The 16,496-nt window shown below is 32.9% G+C and carries 15 protein-coding genes; 11 read left to right on the top strand and 4 right to left on the bottom strand.

What is annotated here, in order from left to right; all coding sequences use genetic code 11:
* Window positions 1–87 precede the first annotated feature (87 nt).
* The 7 genes from NZ698_RS12440 to NZ698_RS12410 all read left to right on the top strand — a co-directional run bounded on the left by NZ698_RS12440 (window position 88) and on the right by NZ698_RS12410 (window position 9,078).
* Window positions 88–2,082 carry a KUP/HAK/KT family potassium transporter gene (locus tag NZ698_RS12440; RefSeq protein WP_263003457.1) on the top strand — a complete coding sequence of 665 codons (1,995 nt, stop codon included), beginning with the start codon at window positions 88–90 and terminating at the stop codon, window positions 2,080–2,082.
* 77 nt (window positions 2,083–2,159) lie between these two features.
* Window positions 2,160–2,633, top strand: a complete 474-nt coding sequence (locus NZ698_RS12435) for a Fur family transcriptional regulator (protein WP_047444463.1) — start codon at window positions 2,160–2,162, stop codon at window positions 2,631–2,633.
* 3 nt (window positions 2,634–2,636) lie between these two features.
* Window positions 2,637–4,373 carry an OstA-like protein gene (locus tag NZ698_RS12430; RefSeq protein WP_263003456.1) on the top strand — a complete coding sequence of 579 codons (1,737 nt, stop codon included), beginning with the start codon at window positions 2,637–2,639 and terminating at the stop codon, window positions 4,371–4,373.
* 183 nt (window positions 4,374–4,556) lie between these two features.
* Window positions 4,557–6,122, top strand: coding sequence for a WD40/YVTN/BNR-like repeat-containing protein (locus tag NZ698_RS12425; RefSeq protein ID WP_263003455.1), 1,566 nt, complete (start codon window positions 4,557–4,559; stop codon window positions 6,120–6,122).
* Between the two features lie 121 nt (window positions 6,123–6,243).
* Window positions 6,244–7,419, top strand: a complete 1,176-nt coding sequence (locus NZ698_RS12420; RefSeq protein ID WP_263003454.1) for an aspartate aminotransferase family protein — start codon at window positions 6,244–6,246, stop codon at window positions 7,417–7,419.
* Between the two features lie 301 nt (window positions 7,420–7,720).
* Window positions 7,721–8,107, top strand: a complete 387-nt coding sequence (locus tag NZ698_RS12415; RefSeq protein ID WP_047444457.1) for an START-like domain-containing protein — start codon at window positions 7,721–7,723, stop codon at window positions 8,105–8,107.
* 155 nt (window positions 8,108–8,262) lie between these two features.
* A complete protein-coding gene (locus NZ698_RS12410) occupies window positions 8,263–9,078 on the top strand; it encodes an aminotransferase class IV (protein WP_263003453.1) in 816 nt (271 codons plus the stop codon).
* A gap of 80 nt (window positions 9,079–9,158) precedes the next feature.
* Here NZ698_RS12410 and NZ698_RS12405 read toward each other — a convergent pair whose 3' ends face one another.
* Window positions 9,159–9,740, bottom strand: coding sequence for an N-acetylmuramoyl-L-alanine amidase family protein (locus NZ698_RS12405; RefSeq protein WP_263003452.1), 582 nt, complete (start codon window positions 9,738–9,740; stop codon window positions 9,159–9,161).
* 106 nt (window positions 9,741–9,846) lie between these two features.
* Window positions 9,847–10,395, bottom strand: coding sequence for a YqgE/AlgH family protein (locus NZ698_RS12400; protein WP_263003451.1), 549 nt, complete (start codon window positions 10,393–10,395; stop codon window positions 9,847–9,849).
* 24 nt (window positions 10,396–10,419) lie between these two features.
* On the opposite strand from NZ698_RS12400, the gene pdxH reads away from it, so the two are divergent.
* Window positions 10,420–11,061, top strand: a complete 642-nt coding sequence (gene pdxH, locus NZ698_RS12395; protein WP_263003450.1) for a pyridoxamine 5'-phosphate oxidase — start codon at window positions 10,420–10,422, stop codon at window positions 11,059–11,061.
* A gap of 115 nt (window positions 11,062–11,176) precedes the next feature.
* On the opposite strand, the gene NZ698_RS12390 is transcribed toward pdxH, so the two are convergent.
* On the bottom strand, window positions 11,177–11,467 hold the full coding sequence (locus tag NZ698_RS12390; protein WP_263003449.1) for an HU family DNA-binding protein: 291 nt from the start codon (window positions 11,465–11,467) through the stop codon (window positions 11,177–11,179).
* A gap of 398 nt (window positions 11,468–11,865) precedes the next feature.
* Between NZ698_RS12390 and panD the strand changes: the two genes are divergently transcribed.
* The 3 genes from panD to NZ698_RS12375 all read left to right on the top strand — a co-directional run bounded on the left by panD (window position 11,866) and on the right by NZ698_RS12375 (window position 13,950).
* Entirely contained in the window at window positions 11,866–12,216 is a 351-nt protein-coding gene (panD, locus tag NZ698_RS12385; protein ID WP_050379386.1) for an aspartate 1-decarboxylase, read from the top strand.
* A 3-nt stretch (window positions 12,217–12,219) separates the two neighbouring features.
* On the top strand, window positions 12,220–13,251 hold the full coding sequence (locus NZ698_RS12380; RefSeq protein WP_263003448.1) for a lysylphosphatidylglycerol synthase transmembrane domain-containing protein: 1,032 nt from the start codon (window positions 12,220–12,222) through the stop codon (window positions 13,249–13,251).
* Window positions 13,252–13,374: 123 nt separating this feature from the next.
* Complete coding sequence (locus tag NZ698_RS12375; RefSeq protein WP_263003447.1) at window positions 13,375–13,950, top strand: TerD family protein; 576 nt, start codon at window positions 13,375–13,377, stop codon at window positions 13,948–13,950.
* 44 nt (window positions 13,951–13,994) lie between these two features.
* Here the strand turns inward: NZ698_RS12375 and NZ698_RS12370 are convergent, their stop codons facing one another.
* Window positions 13,995–16,370, bottom strand: a complete 2,376-nt coding sequence (locus NZ698_RS12370) for an outer membrane beta-barrel family protein (protein ID WP_263003446.1) — start codon at window positions 16,368–16,370, stop codon at window positions 13,995–13,997.
* Window positions 16,371–16,496: the final 126 nt, after the last annotated feature.

Below are 16,496 nucleotides of genomic sequence, written 5' to 3'. Positions count from 1 at the left end.
AGTTTTTTCATTTATACAATGCATGACTATTTTAGTTGAGGGTCATAAATTTAGTATACATTTGCGCTTTCAAAATATTTAGCTGACATGGCAGAAGTTACAGAAGGAGGTCATCATATAGATCTTAAAAAACTTTCATTCGTAGGAGTTCTTGTTTCACTCGGAATCGTTTTCGGTGATATTGGTACATCACCGCTTTACGTAATGAAAGCGATTGTGAATGCAAGAGGAACTGAAAACAGCATGCCTTTTAATGAATACATTGAAGGAGCACTTTCTTGTATCATCTGGACTTTAACTTTACAAACGACGCTAAAATATGTTATCATTGCTTTAAGAGCTGATAACAAAGGTGAAGGTGGGATTTTAGCTCTGTTTTCTTTAGTAAAGAATTTAAAGAAGCGTTGGCTTTATCTCATTGCTATCATCGGAGCAGCAGCATTGATTGCAGATGGTGTCATTACTCCGTCACTTACGGTAATGTCTGCTATTGAAGGACTTGAGATTTATAATCCACATACACCGGTAGTTCCTATTACCATTGCGATATTAATTGTAATATTTGTAGTTCAGCAGTTTGGAACGAGCTTTATTGGTAAGTTTTTCGGACCGATCATGGTCATATGGTTCCTTATTTTAGGAGGTTTGGGTGTTTCTCACCTGAGCGAAAATTTTGAAATTCTAAGGTCTTTTAATCCTTATTATGCTTATAAACTAATCGTCGATTCACCAAGTGCAATTGTTATTTTGGGAGCAGTTTTCCTTTGTACAACAGGAGCTGAAGCATTATATTCAGATTTGGGACATTGTGGAGCAAAAAATATCAGAGTAAGTTGGGCTTTTGTAAAAATCATGTTGATTTTAAATTATTTAGGACAAGGTTCATGGCTTTTAAGTAATTATGGAAAGGAAGGTTTGATAACAATAAATCCTTTTTTCGGAATTATGGAAAGCTGGATGATTTTACCGGGAGTTATTTTGGCGACAGCCGCCGCAATTATTGCAAGTCAGGCGTTAATAACAGGTTCATTTACTATTTTTTCTGAAGCGATGTCGCTTAATTTGTGGCCTAACCAAAAGATTAATTACCCTTCCGGTGTGAAAGGACAAATGTATATTCCGAGAATTAACTGGGGACTTTTGTTTTTGTGCATCATTGTTGTTCTGCACTTTAGAGAATCCGGTAAAATGGAAGCAGCTTATGGTCTTTCAATTACTGTTACAATGTTGATGACTACTATATTGCTTGTATTCTGGCTCCTGAAGAAAAGAGTGAACAAATTGATCATTTTAGTTTTTGCAATGACCTATATGTCAATCGAATTAGGATTTTTCAGTGCAAACATCATTAAGTTTTTTGAAGGAGGATGGATTACCGTAATCTTAGCAGGATTTATCGGAATCTGTATGTACTCTTGGATTAACGGTAGATTAATCAAAGCTAAATTTATTAATTTTGTTAAAATCAGTAAATATGTTGCGATCATTAAAGACATGAAACTGGATGAGACTATTCCTAAATATTGTACCAATCTGGCTTATTTGAGCAGAGCAAAATATAACGATGAAGTTGAGGCGAAAATAATATATTCTATCATTAAAAAACAACCAAAAAGAGCAGATCACTATTTTATTTTAAGTATTGTCAATCAGGAAGATCCTTATACATTTAAGTATACTGTGGATGAGATTTTACCGGGAACAATTTATAAAGTTAATTTCCTTTTAGGATTTAAGATAGACAGAAGAATCAACGATTACTTCAGTATGGTTCTCAAAGATCTTATGGCTGAAGGTACAATTCCTTCACGAAGCAGTCATCCATCATTGAGAGCACACAATATTCCACCTGATCTGAAATATGTGATTATTGATAACACCTATATCAACGATATTCTTTTGACGGTAAAACAAAAAATTACACTCAGTTTATACAACTTTGTGAAGTACATCGGAAGTGATGATTTTAAATCATGGGGAGTTACCATGCACAATGTAGAGGTTGAATCGGCGCCTTTGACTGAGGAAACAATTTCTGCAAACAGGATTCAGCAGTCTAACTTTAAGGGATATAATTTTTAGAATATCAGCTTTATACTCTCTGAAGTGGTACATTGTATTTAAATAAAAATCGATAAATTTGTAGTATAAATTTTTTGATGGATACTTTACAAAAAGAAAAAAATATTACTTTAATAAAAGATGTTTTAAGAAACTATCTTTTAGAAAAAGGATTTCGTAATACACCTGAACGTTATACTATTTTAGAGGAAATCTATAATATGGATCATCACTTCAATGTAGATGACCTATATTTATTGATGATGCAGAAGAAATATCATGTTTCAAAAGCAACAATTTACAATACTATAGAAATCTTTCTTGATGCAGGACTGATCCGTAAGCACCAGTTTGGAGAAAAAACACTTACTTCATCTTCTTATGAGAAGTCTTATTTCGATAAGCAGCATGATCATTTGGTAATTTACAAAAAAGGTTCAGATAAAGAGATTGAAGAAATTATTGAGTTTTGCGATCCTAGAATTCAAGGCATTAAAGAAGCAATTGAAGAGGCTTTTGGCGTAAAAATTGATTCTCATTCGCTGTATTTTTATGGCACAAAGAATGATTAATCAATGAGGATATTTCTTTTTCTGTTTATTTTATTTTCCACTTTAACGTTTGCCCAGGATAAACCTACACCTGTGCAGAGAGATCCTTTTTTACAGAATCCCGTGAAAAATCAGCCACAGAAGTCTAATCTTAATAATAAAGTGAAGATCATTCATGCTGACGAAATTAAAAAAGACACAAAATACGACGGAAACAGATATCTTATCGGTAATGTACAGATAGAACATCAAGGTTCGATTCTTACTGCGGATTTGGTGGTCATGTATGATGAAGAAAATTTTGTAAAAGCAATTGGTAATACAAAACTTCAGAATACTGATGGTTCTGTAATTACTGCTTCAGAAATGGAGTATGATGGAAACACTCAAAAAGGTGTAGCCAGAAAAAATGTAGTGCTGAATGATCCAAAAGGAACAGTTATAAAAACCGAAACCATGTATTATGACCGAGCTTCAAATTTGGCATATTATAATACAGGAGGAACCATCAATGATGGCAAAAGCACCACCTACTCAAAATCTGCAACCTATAATCTGGCCAACCGAACGATCAATCTAACTGACAATGTAAGAATCGAAGACAAAGACTACATTTTAGATGGAATTAATGTCGTTCAGAATCAGAACACCAACATTGTTGACATCAATGGTCCAACTACGATCACCAATAGGAAAAATCCCAAAAACAGAATCTTTACCGAAAAAGGAACCCATAATCTGAACACCAAAGAATCTTTTCTGAATAAAAATTCAAGGATTTATTACAATGATAAAATCCTTACTGGTGATAAGATGTATTATAATCAACTCAGCGGTTTTGGCACAGCTACCGGAAATGTAACTTTGGATGATCCTCTGGAAAAGAGATATTTGAAAGGTGGTTATGGAGAAATTTTTGAAAAGAAAGATTCTGCAATGATGACTAAAGGTCCTTATGCAGTAAAAATTCTTGAAAAAGATTCAATTTATTTCGCTGCTGAGAAAATACTTTCTTACCAAAAACTTGATTCTACAAAAATTAAAAAAAGTTATTTAAGAGCTTTTAAAAAAGCCAGAATCTATAAATCTAATGCACAGGGAAGAGCTGACTCAATCGCTTTTAACGAAACCGACGGAGTCATGCATATGTATAAAGATCCGATTTTATGGAGCGGTGAAAAACAGGTGACAGGGGATAAAGTTGAAGTGTATTCGAATACGCAAACAGAAAATATAGATTCAATCAAAGTAATTGGAAATGGTTTTGCGATCAGCAAAGCAGATTCTTTGAATATGAAAGATGAGTTTAATCAGGTAAAAGGTAAGCTCATGGCTGTATATTACGAGGGAAAAGACATTAAAGAAATAAAAGTGATAGGAAACGCTCAGGCGATTACTTATGATGATGATTTTAATGAAAAAACCAAGCAGAATGAAAGATTGGGCATTACTCTTTCTTCATGTGGAATTATTGGTTCACTTTTCGAACAGCAGCAGTTGCAGATTATTTCCTGCAGTATCGGATCACAATCCTCCACTTATCCAATGAGTAAGATCGGCCCGGATAAAAAGAAGTTCCCTGATTTTAACTGGAATACTAAAGACCGAATCAGAAAGTGGCAGGATATTCTCGTTGACACTCCGAACTACGAAGAGATTAAGTACGAATCTGCAGACACCCTCTTCAATCAGGCTCAGGAAATCATTGATAAGCAAAAAGCTGCAGAAGAAGCCAAAAAACCTAAAAGGGTAAGAAGATAAAATAAAGGACCAGTTGTGAAATTGGTCTTTTTCATGTCAATTTCATCGAAACGTTCTGACGTTTTTTTAAGAATAGTTTTTCGATGTCTGTTGATTATGATAATAATTCTAAAATTGAATATATTTTTCTATTTAAGTTTCAAATTCTAATAGTTTGTATATTTAATGCTTGTATACCTTTATATGAAAAAAGTAGCATTCATAATACTATTGATAATTTTTAATAAAAATTTATTTGGTCAAAAAACAGACGACGAAATAATTAATCTCTTAAAGATTAAATACTCTTTAACACAATATGACAGAGCCGATAAAATAGTAAGATTTAATAATGATACAATTATTGTTTCAGGTTATCTGACAGATTTATCTTCTGCTATTCCAAGATATGAACACGATGTAATTTACAAAACTATTAACGGTGGAAAAGATTGGAAGTCGATAAAATATGGAGGAGATTCATGGATTTATACATGTACAAGTTTTGCAAATGGGAAAGTGTGGATGGGTGGATCTGATAACTTTATATATTACTCGGAAGATTATGGAGAAAAGTGGATGAGATTTTCACCTCCCTTTAATCCTATCAATAGGGTTTTGACAATTTATATGGTTAATGAAAAATTTGGGATTGCTGGTGGACTTTCTAATGGATTGGCTATTACATTTGATAATTGGAAAACTACAAAACAAATTCCAACCCCTTTAGATCAGGATAAATTTAAAATTTCATCTGGTTCTTCACGAGATAGAATTGATGATATAGGAATCATTGATTCACTGATAATAATTAATCAAAATGATTATATATTCTACTCAAATTTAAATGAGATTTCTTGGAAAGAATTTAAAATTCCAACCTCAAGTTTCTCTATTGATAAGGGAAAGAAAACAATTGACCTTGTAAGTAGAGATCGTAAGCACTTTGTTATCGATGCAAATCTTAAACTGATAAGCAAGTACACTTCAAAAAACGACGATGAACTTAATCTTTTAGAGCTAGGAAATATTTCAAATATTAAAGATTTTTTTAACAATCCAATAAGTGATATATCTATTCAGTCTAAAGTATATGAGTTTGAAAAACATGGCCACATGCATGATATTTTTAAAGAAAAATTAGAACAGGCAAATATTAAATTTAAAAATAAAGAATATATTTTCGAATCAGATAATAACAAGAGAAGAAAAGTTGATTTCGTGCAAAAAAAATTTCAGGCAATGATTATGAATGAAAGTTCTAAATCTTTGAATCTATTAAAGTCAAAGTTTACTTTCTCAAATAATGATTTTAAAAATTACAATGATTATTTAATTGATCAATTCCAAAGATTCGCAGAGAGAGATTTGTGGGGAGGAAATCCCACCTATGTAATCAATCCATTGAAAATCAAAGAATATAAAGAGTCTCAAATAGAAAGTATTCTTGAATCCATCGATATTGAAGATTTATATCGTAAAAATTTTAATGTAACCCTTTTTTTACTGACCGATAGGGATAGTATTGAAGTAAGCTTTTGTAATAATGCAAATGAAGAATTGAAAATTTCAAATTATAATTCAATATTTCTTTCTTTGCCTTGGACAATAACTTATAAAAATAAAACATATCGTAGCTATAATCCCGAAATTACATATTTGATGAGGGAAATTATTCCATCAGAATTTTCAAATTATAATATGCTTTTAGGTGGTAATCTGATTTATAAGTTATTTGAACAAGATATATCAAATAAGATTGATTATTAGTAAAGGCCTTATGTATTTCAGAAATGAAATCACATATTATAGTAAACCATTTTTTCTTATTTCAAAATTTTACCATCTAACGAATCTTCTTTAGCTTTGCCTAAATTTTTTATTTATAGAAATGCAAAAAGATTTTTTTAAATATCAGGCACAGACCACGCAATTTGCAGCAGGTTTTGAAGTGGAAAAAGCGGAGGGAAGTTACATTTTCGGAAAAGACGGACGAAAATATCTTGATTTTGTTGCAGGTGTTTCTGCCAATACTTTAGGGCATTCTCATCCAAAGATTGTCAATGCGATCAAAGAACAGGCAGATAAATATCTTCACGTCATGGTGTATGGAGAATATGCTCAGGAAAAACCGGTCGAACTATGCAGATTATTGGCTGAAGCGACACCAGAACCTTTAGAAATAACTTATTTGGTCAACAGTGGAGCAGAAGCGATTGATGGAAGTTTAAAATTGGCCAAAAGATATACAGGAAGAGAAGAAATCGTTTCTTTTAAAAATTCCTACCACGGAAATACACATGGAGCATTAAGTGTTTCAGGAAACGAATTTCACAAAAGAGAATTTCGTCCGTTATTGCCGATGGTTTCTTTTATTGAATTTAATAATGAAAATGATTTCGAGAAAATAACTGAAAAAACTGCTTGTGTCATTCTTGAAACCATTCAAGGAGCAGCAGGATTTTTAGTTCCAAATGAAGATTATTTAATTAAATTAAAAAAGAGATGCAAGGAAGTAGGCGCTCTTTTGATTTTAGATGAAATTCAACCCGGCTTCGGAAGAACTGGGAAACTCTTTTCATTCGAACATTTCGGGATCGTTCCCGACATTTTGGTTATGGGCAAAGGAATGGGTGGCGGAGTTCCTGTAGGAGCTTTTATGAGTTCAAAAAAAATCATGGAAACGCTTTCACATTCACCAAAACTAGGACACATCACAACTTTTGGAGGAAATCCTCTAATCGCAGCGGCTTCTCACGCCACTTTAAAAGAAGTATTGGAAAGTGGGTTGATGGATCAGGTGGCAGAAAAAGAAGAGTTGTTCAGAAAACTTTTAGTACATCCGAAAATTAAAAACATCAACGGAAAAGGTTTGATGCTTGCTGTCAATCTTGGCTCACCGGATTACACGCTTGATGTTGCAAAAAGATGTATGGAGAGAGGTTTAATTGTATTTTGGCAATTGTACAGAAACGAATATTTGAGAATATCACCACCACTTACTATTTCTAAAGACGAGATTGAAGAAGGCTGTCAGATTATTCTCGATGTCTTAAATGCTGATTAAGCATTTTAAAATTCTTAAAAATCTAAATCGGTGATCAATAAAGTGAATAAGTTGGGTAGATTTTAAGATTTTCCTCTCATTAGGGTTGGTGAAAAGAAATTTTATTCGAACAATTTTACAAAACCTCTTGAATAAAGAGGTTTTTTTGTGAAATATCATAAAATTAAAAACAAAAATTAAGATGGAAAAATTTAAATTTATTTTTCTGATAAATATCATTCATAATGCATAAAAATCTATTTACTTTTTTGTGTAATAAAAAAATTAATTTATATATTGCGTGACGTTAAAAATAAGTTATATGGCGAAACATAAAGTCCATTACGAATTCCCAATGCATTGTCTTTCAGAGATTTTGTACGAATATTTGGCTAGTGCTGAGGGATTATCCGAATGGTTTGCAGATGATGTGATAGAGAAAGGTGACGATTTCTATTTTAGTTGGGGTGGAGGTTCTGAAGAAAAAGCGACTTTGATCAGGTATAAGCCTGAAGGTTTCGTACGTTTCAGATGGGAAGAAGATGAAGGTACCAAAAACTTTTTTGAAATGACCATCACGATCGATGATATTACAGAAGATTTAGCTCTCAATATAACAGATTTCTGTGAAGAAGGTGACGAAGAAGAAAATGCTTTGTACTGGGAAAATCTGATCGAAAACCTTAGAATAAAATTAGGTGCTGCTTAATGGTTAAGCGGGACTGACTTAATGGTAAAACTGATGAACGATTTATCGTTCATTATTTTTTTATAATAATCATACTTTGAAATCGCTTTTGATCTTTGTGGAATCATCATTGACTGTGCGATTGTATAGGACATTAAATACAATATAATCTCCGTATGAATAATACATATTTTACTTCAGAAGAGCTCGAGCTTAAAAACAGAGCATTTCTTTTGGGAGATGCTGTGAAAGTTTCATTTTTTGTAAGAAATTCTCAATTGATCATGGACGAAGAGTGCTACTTCTTTCTGATGGCTTCAATGAGAAAAATGAGGATGAATATTCCTTTGACATATACTTTGGAATTTTTTCAGAATCTCTTTAATGAAAAAGTAATTCAGGAAAGAGGAATAACAAACGGAATCATTAATTTCTTGGCATACCGAAATTCTGATGGAATTACATTGTCAAAATCTACCATTTCTTATTTCTATGAAGTTGATGAGATGGATGATATTTTGGCGGTTCATGAAAGACCTTTGGAATTAGATATAATTAAAGAAATCAACGTTAATAATAATCTTTTAAGCAATATCAGAGTACACTGTCCGGAAAACATTTATGCCGGAATTTACGCTCAGGAAAATGATCTGGATGATGTGATACTTTTAAATCCAAATAAAAGAATCGCCCGTTCAACTTCAGGAAATCTTTTGTTCCTGGAAGGAAACATTATTAAAATTCCGAAACATTCAGAAGGAGCATATATCTCGCCACTTTTGGAGAACTTCGTGACGTATCTGCATAAAAATAATCTGGCCGATATTCAGGAGCATGAGATCATTGCTTTTGAATCTCAAAAGGCTGAAGAAATATTAATGATCTCTGACGAAAAAGGAATTTTCTTTGTGAAAAAAATTAGAAATAAAATATTTGAAAACTCCAGATTCTCAGAATTGGTAGAAGGCTGGAAGAATAGTTTTTCAAATTAAATTGACAAACCCGGTAAACAACTGTCACGTCCTTTACCGGGTTTTATTCTGATACAATCAGAAAAATGTGTTTTCTAACTTTATTTTTCGGTAATAATCTCAACGAATTTTTGGGCAATTTCTTTTTGTCCGGTTTCACTTGATAAATATTTTCGATCTTCTGTGTTATTAAGGAAACCTAATTCTACCAATACTGCCGGAGCTTTTGATTCTCTCAAAATGTGGAGATTTTTCTCTCCGATATAACATTCGCCAAACTTGTTAGAAATTTTTGTAGCTAAAGCTTTAGAAGCATCTGAATTTTGAGTAAAGATCTCATGTCCTTTTCTTGCTGATTCTTTTGCAGGACTTCTATTCACATGAAGGGAAATCACCATTTCCGGATTAAGCTTATTAATCATAGCAGTTCTGTCACTCAATGTCGGGAAATTGTCTGAATCTCTTGTAAGAACGATCTCGTAGTTATCCTGAGAATTGTTTAATTTTTTGATATTAGAAGCAACTGCCAAAACGATTTGTTTTTCTGAAATTCCATCGACTATTGCACCCATGTCATTTCCACCATGTCCCGCATCGATTACGATGATTTTTTTGTCAATTGGTTTAAATGAAAAAAATGCTATGGCGAAAAGAGGAGCAATCACTAATTTTTTAATATTCATAACTTTGGTTTTTTAGTTTTTCAAAGAACGTGAAAAGTATGTTAAAAATTATGTAACGAATACTTAAAGTTTGTTAAATGTAAATCGCTTCTTTGTGAAGTAATGATTAATTTAAAGAAATGTCTTCCGGAGCATTTGCCCACAAAAGAAACTCACCACCAAGGTTTTGCATTATTGATTTCCATAAATTCTGATCATTCGGAAGAGTGTAATCAAGATTATAAACATCTACAACAGTCCACATTTTACGGTTGATCTCACTATCAAGCTGCAATGCTCCCCATCCGGAATAGCCTGAAAATATTTTTACATCATCAATGCTTAGTTCTTTACTGAGAACAGAATTAATTACTGTTTCAATATCTTCTGTTACGTAAAATTCAGGATTGATTTCTGTGTAAGTTTCTGAAACTTTTTTTCCTTTAATAATAAAAAATACTTTTTCGTTTTCTACAGGTCCGCCGTCGTAAACCTCTATTTTAAAGTCAAAGAAATTTTTGAATCTACTACTCATTTTTGAATTTTTCTTATTCAATATAAGACCAAAAGCACCATTCTCATCATGTTCGATAATAAGGACTACTGACCTGGAAAAAATATCTCCGGAAATATCGGGCGTGGAAATTAATATTTTACCTTTGTATGAGTAATTCATACTCAAATTTAATAAAAATTATTTATGGAAAACCTTCATGACAAGAGAAAAATCTACGAAAAATCTCAACTTATTGAAAGTGAGATTAAAGAGAATCCGATCGAGCAGTTCAGAGATTGGTTTTTGGATGCATCATCAAATCCGACAGTTTCTGAGGCGAATGCAATGGCAATTTCTACTGTCGAAGACGATGGCTGTCCGAGAACGAGAATGGTTTTGCTGAAAGAATATACTTACGAAGGTTTCATTTTTTACACCAATTACGACAGCAGAAAAGGAAAGTCAATCGAAAAAACACATAAAGCCTGTCTTCATTTTTTCTGGCCGTGTTTAGAAAGACAAATAATTATTAAAGCTGATTTAGAAAAAATTGCTGAAAATCTGAGTGATGGATATTTTCATTCCAGACCGAAAGGAAGTCAGTTGGGAGCAGCAGTTTCTCCGCAAAGTGAAGTGATTCCCAACAGAGAATTTTTAGAAATAAAATTAAATGAATTGGAAGCTAAATTCCAAAATTCTGAAGTTCCAAGACCGGAAAATTGGGGTGGTTATATTGCAAAACCTTACGAAATAGAGTTTTGGCAGGGAAGACCAAACCGATTGCATGACAGAATTATCTATTCACTGAAAGATCTAGACTGGGAAATTTCCAGATTGGCGCCGTAAGAAATTCCTTTTCTTTGGAGAGGTAGATTTTTACAAAGTAAAAAGACGGTAGCTAAATATTTGTCAAAAAAAACCTCATCGAATGATGAGGTTTGCATTTTTATAATCAGGTCAATTATTTCTTTTTAACACCTGAAACAGCAGTTGCCAAATCAGCACCAGCTTTGAATTTAGCTACTTTTTTAGCAGCGATCTTGATCGGCTTTTTGGTTGCAGGGTTGATCCCTTGTCTTGCTGCTCTTTCAGATACTGAGAAAGTACCGAACCCTACTAGAGATACTTTTCCGTCTTTTTCTTTTAGCGTTGTAGAAACGTTAGAAATAAATGATTCTAAGGCAGCTTTTGCCGCAACTTTAGTAATTCCTGCATCTTTCGCAATTGCGTCGATTAATTCAGACTTGTTCATAATTTTTATATTAAAAGTTAGTTAGTAATTGTAGCAAATATAACACAATTTTCAAATTGTGCAAATTTTTTCTAAAAACTTGTGATTATTTTTTGTTTTAGCTCAAAAACAATCAAAATATCATAATTTCAAATTTTACGAAAAATCTACGTTTCGAGATACTAAAATCATGCCAACTGCTTATGTTTATTGACTTTCCGAAAAATTGAATATTAATTTTTACATTTATTAAATCCTAAATTTCATGCTGACTTTTGACTATTTTATTGATTTTGTTGTAAAATATGTAATCGAAAACAAAATACATTATTTTGTTGTGAATTAAATGCCTGTTTTTGTGGTAGTTCTAAAATTTACTTTACCATCATTTTATTAAATATTATTAATAAATTTGCATTATGTTAATAGAAGTATTTAAATCTAAGATTCACAGGGTAAGAGTGACCGCTTCTGACCTTAATTATATAGGAAGTATAACGATTGACGAAGAACTCATCGAAGCAGCCGGTTTGGTTGTAGGAGAAAGAGTTTATATCGTCAACGTCAATAACGGAGAACGCTTTGATACCTATGTGATCAAAGGAAAAAGAAAATCCGGAGAAGTATGCCTGAATGGTCCTGCTGCAAGAAAAGTACAGAGAGATGACATCATCATCATCATTGCTTACGCACAAATGACTCCTGAAGAAGCTAAGGATTTTCAGCCGAAAATTGTTTTCCCGGACGAGAAAACCAACCTTCTTACCTAATTCATGGAAAAAAAATCTAATAATCCTTTAAAATCAATTCTTACCATTGTAATTTCACTTGCTTTTGCAGGCTTTTTTCTATGGTTAGCGTTGAGAGGTTTTGATTTTCCGAAGATTCAGAAATCTTTGTCGAAAGCAAATTATCTTTGGGTAGCATTCGCTGCTGTATTTGGTGTTTTAGCTTATTGGTTCAGAGCGGTTCGCTGGAATTTATTGCTTGAGCCGATGGGACACAGTATTTCAACGTCCAATGCATTTTGGACGATCTCTTTTGGATATTTAATGAATTTAACGATACCAAGAAGTGGAGAAGTTGCTCGTGCGACGGCTTTATATAGCGTAGAAAAAGTTCCTGTAGACAAATCTTTTGGTACTATTATTCTGGAAAGAGTGGTCGATCTGGTTTGTATGATGGGATTTTTGGGATTGACATTAATTTTCAAATACGATGCGATTTTATCTTTCTACGAAAATTCAGATATTAAAATCAATCCCAATAAAGTCATTCTAGTAATTTCTATTTTAGTTATTTGTGCAATATTGTTTTTTGTTTTCAAAAAGAAACTTTCCACAGTTCCTATTTTAGGAAAAATCATAGGTTTTATTGATGGAATTCTTCTAGGTTTGACATCAATATTTAAACTAAAACAAAAAGTAAAATTCATCCTTTACACTTTAGGAATCTGGATTTGCTATTACATGGCTGCTTATCTGGTTTGTTTTGCATTACCAGAAACTTCAGATTTTACCATTGCTGACGGATTTTTCATTATCGTAGTGGGTACTTTAGGAATGATAGTTCCTGCAAGTGGCGGTATCGGAGCCTTTAATCTGGCGATGAAATATGGATTTATGGCATTGTTTATCTCAGTGGGGAAAAGCGCGGAATTTGGGGGTGAAATGGGATTGACGTATTCATTTATCTCACTTCCTTTGCAAATCGTGATTATGCTGACGACAGGTTTATTATCAATTCCAATGTTGGCGAAAGCAAGAAATAAACTTGCTGCTGAGACAGATCTAAAATCTGTTTAATTTTTAAAATCTTAATCAAAATATATAGCCTGATCTTTTTGATCGGGCTTTTTAATGATTTTTTAATCTGATTATTTGGAAAATTGCCAAATCAAAACTATCTTAGGCATACAATACAGAACTATGGCGATTAACTTACAGAAAGGACAGAGAATTGATATCGGGCTTACAAAAATGATGATTGGTCTTGGTTGGGATCCCAATGAAGGAACAGGTTATGATTTTGATCTGGATGCTTCTGCAATTATGATTGACCATCAGAGAAAGTTGGTAAGTGAAGATTATTTTGTCTTTTATAACAATCTGAGTTCTCCTGATGGAGCTTTAGTTCACACCGGCGACGATCCTAGCGGAAAAAATAGTGACGGCGATGATGATGAAGCAATCATGATTGATCTTGAAAAAGTTGATCAGAGAGTGGAAGAAATTCTTTTTGTGGTTACGATTGAAGATTTTGAGAGAAGAAGACAGAATTTTGGACAGGTAAGAAATTCGTACATCAGAATTGTTGATCAGAATAATAATCAAGAGATTGCTAAATATGAGCTTGATGAAGATTTTTCCATCGAAACAGGAATTGAATTCGGGAGATTGTATAAAAAGAACGGCAACTGGAAATTTGAAGCTTCAGGAATCGGCTATCGTGCTGACTTGGGTTTCTTTTTAGAGAAATATTATAAAGGAGAGATTATTAAATAAAAGTAAAAGCTGTTTCAGAATTTCGAAACAGCTTTTTTTTTATGCTAACTTCCGCCACCGGCTCTGCTTGATTCTTCAAACTTCACCTGTTTGGTTGCTCCTTTTACGTTGTTGTTTCCAAATTTGTAAGTGACAGAAAGATAGACATTTCTCGTAATTCCTTTTCCATAATATTCAACATCATAGTTTGGATAATATTCTGTTCCCTTTTCGCGGTTGGTATTCAGTAAATCATTCACATAAAGATTGATCATTAAATTTTTCTGCATCAGGTTTAATTTCACTCCTGAATAAGCTGAAAAATTACCATTAAAGTATGTGTTTCCGCTTCTGTTGGGAATATTGCTCCATAATCCAAGCATGATGGTGACAGTTTTTTCTTTGTTTAAAAAAAAGTTGTTATCAAAATTAAAGTTAGCTCCATATCCTGCTGCAGCTGCAACTGCTTGTGGATCGTAAGATTTCGATTTGGCATAAAAACCGTTCACGAAAATATTTGATTCCAGCCATTTCAATTTATTGTAATTGTATGAAATATTGATTCCAGCCTGATCTTCATTATAAAAGTTCTTTACAATGCTGTATTTCTGGTTTCCTTCAACAACCTGAATCCTGTCTGAATCATCTTTGTTGTAATTGTAATAAGCAGTAATATTAAAATTATTTTTCAAGACATATCCAAACTCAAGATTGTCTGAAAAAGATGGCAATAAATAAGGATTTCCTGTGCTGTATTCAAATTCCGAAATAATATATTTAAACGGATTTAAATTTCCAAAATACGGTCTGCTGATTCTTCTGGAGTAATTTACAGAAAATGTGTTGTTGTCATTTGCTTTGTAACTCAAGTAAGCGGTAGGAAAGAACTTACCATATTTGATGTTTGTGGTAATATTATCGTTGACGGAAATACCTTCAAGATTCGTGTACTCATATCGCAAACCTGCTTTTGCATCCCATTTTTCATTGATTTTAAAATTTGTTGAAGCGTATGCAGCGTAATTCTGTTCATTATAGAAAAAGTCGTTGCTACGAACAGTATTTCTGATATTCTGTCCGTTTTCAATATCAAAAAAATTGAAGTAGGAATTGTTTTTAATGCTTGTGTATTTTAAACCGGCCTCTGTTTTTATTTTTGCAAAATTCTTTTCGAGATCTGCCTGTCCTGAATAGATTTTATATTGACTGATCGGATTGACAAATGATGAGCTTGTAACATCTGTAACCGTATTGTAAAAGTTTTTTGCATTGGCATTATTCAACATTACATTCGCGGAAAGACTTAGTTTGCTACCCAAAGTATCTAATTTAACATCATAAAAAGCCGTCGCATTGTGAACTTTTCTAATATTTCTGTTATCTGAATCCGAATAGAAATTCTGTTGGATATTGTCGGTTTGTCTTTGAGTATAATTTTTTGCCTGCTCGATCGGATTGCTGTACGAATAATTGTAATTGACTCCAATCAAATTTTTATCGTTGATCTTGTATTCACCTTTTACATTTCCGCCTTTGTAGCGGTAATTGTTTGAGCTTCTGCTGTCGGTATTCCAATAATCTGTATTTCCTTTTCCTGTAAGATAATTGTATGATTTCTGTTCCCAAAAATTATCGCCCAAAGACAAGTTGGTGGTAATAGAAAGTTTTTTACCCTGATAATTAAAACTTGCACCGCTTCTTGTAGAAACTGCCGGTCTGTTCCAATAATAACTTCCTGATGTCTGGAGCGATCCGTTCCAGCCGAGACTTGTATTTTTTTTCAACACAATATTAATCAATCCACTTTTTCCTTCCGCTTCGTATTTTGCTGGTGGAGTAGTGATGACCTCGATTTTGGCAATATCGTCTGAACGCAGAGTTTTAAGATAATTGATCATTTCCTGACCCGAAAGATTGAGCAATCTGTCATTTACCATAATGGCAACATTGCTCTTTCCAGCAATGGAAATCGCATCATCGGTCGCGCGAACCATCGGAGTTTTTGCTAAAGCTTCCACGGCATCAATTCCTTGTGAGGCAACAGAATTTTCTACATTGAAAACAAGGCGGTCAACTTTTCTTTCAAAAAGTTTTTTCTTCGCAGTCATTGTAACACCTTCTATTTTCTGTTCTGCAGGTGCTTTTTCTTCTTTTATTTCAACATTTTTAAGGAGACTTCCTTTTATCGTAATATTTTCTGTATTAGTAGTAACGCCGTCTTTGATAATTTGTAAAATATAATTTCCATCTTCTTTCAATGGAATTTTAAATTTTCCTTTTTCGTCCGTGATGGCTGAGAATTTAGAATTTTCTTTGGTTAATAGAATTTCGGTGTCAATTGCGGGTTGATGAGATTTATCGGTGATGGTTCCTTCAATACTTTGTGCAGACATAAATGCTGATGAGGCAATCGCAAAAAGAAGAACGACTTTTTTATTCATGAAGTTTATTTTACTAATAAGACAACCGTCACTGGTGAAATATTACAACATGATGGGAAATAATTTTTAAATGTTTGATTTTGAAAGAGATTAATTTGTTTGAAGAGGTTATGCTATTTGAATTTT

This window comes from Chryseobacterium edaphi, assembly GCF_025628985.1.
Taxonomy (GTDB): domain Bacteria; phylum Bacteroidota; class Bacteroidia; order Flavobacteriales; family Weeksellaceae; genus Chryseobacterium; species Chryseobacterium edaphi.
This window is presented reverse-complemented; position numbering and strand designations above follow the sequence as displayed.

Coding starts and splice junctions, on each gene's coding strand:
- NZ698_RS12440 (WP_263003457.1), top strand. CDS start 88: ATGGCAGAAGTTACAGAAGGAGGTCATCATATAGATCTTAAAAAACTT.
- NZ698_RS12435 (WP_047444463.1), top strand. CDS start 2,160: ATGGATACTTTACAAAAAGAAAAAAATATTACTTTAATAAAAGATGTT.
- NZ698_RS12430 (WP_263003456.1), top strand. CDS start 2,637: ATGAGGATATTTCTTTTTCTGTTTATTTTATTTTCCACTTTAACGTTT.
- NZ698_RS12425 (WP_263003455.1), top strand. CDS start 4,557: ATGAAAAAAGTAGCATTCATAATACTATTGATAATTTTTAATAAAAAT.
- NZ698_RS12420 (WP_263003454.1), top strand. CDS start 6,244: ATGCAAAAAGATTTTTTTAAATATCAGGCACAGACCACGCAATTTGCA.
- NZ698_RS12415 (WP_047444457.1), top strand. CDS start 7,721: ATGGCGAAACATAAAGTCCATTACGAATTCCCAATGCATTGTCTTTCA.
- NZ698_RS12410 (WP_263003453.1), top strand. CDS start 8,263: ATGAATAATACATATTTTACTTCAGAAGAGCTCGAGCTTAAAAACAGA.
- NZ698_RS12405 (WP_263003452.1), bottom strand. CDS start 9,740: ATGAATATTAAAAAATTAGTGATTGCTCCTCTTTTCGCCATAGCATTT.
- NZ698_RS12400 (WP_263003451.1), bottom strand. CDS start 10,395: ATGAATTACTCATACAAAGGTAAAATATTAATTTCCACGCCCGATATT.
- pdxH (WP_263003450.1), top strand. CDS start 10,420: ATGGAAAACCTTCATGACAAGAGAAAAATCTACGAAAAATCTCAACTT.
- NZ698_RS12390 (WP_263003449.1), bottom strand. CDS start 11,467: ATGAACAAGTCTGAATTAATCGACGCAATTGCGAAAGATGCAGGAATT.
- panD (WP_050379386.1), top strand. CDS start 11,866: ATGTTAATAGAAGTATTTAAATCTAAGATTCACAGGGTAAGAGTGACC.
- NZ698_RS12380 (WP_263003448.1), top strand. CDS start 12,220: ATGGAAAAAAAATCTAATAATCCTTTAAAATCAATTCTTACCATTGTA.
- NZ698_RS12375 (WP_263003447.1), top strand. CDS start 13,375: ATGGCGATTAACTTACAGAAAGGACAGAGAATTGATATCGGGCTTACA.
- NZ698_RS12370 (WP_263003446.1), bottom strand. CDS start 16,370: ATGAATAAAAAAGTCGTTCTTCTTTTTGCGATTGCCTCATCAGCATTT.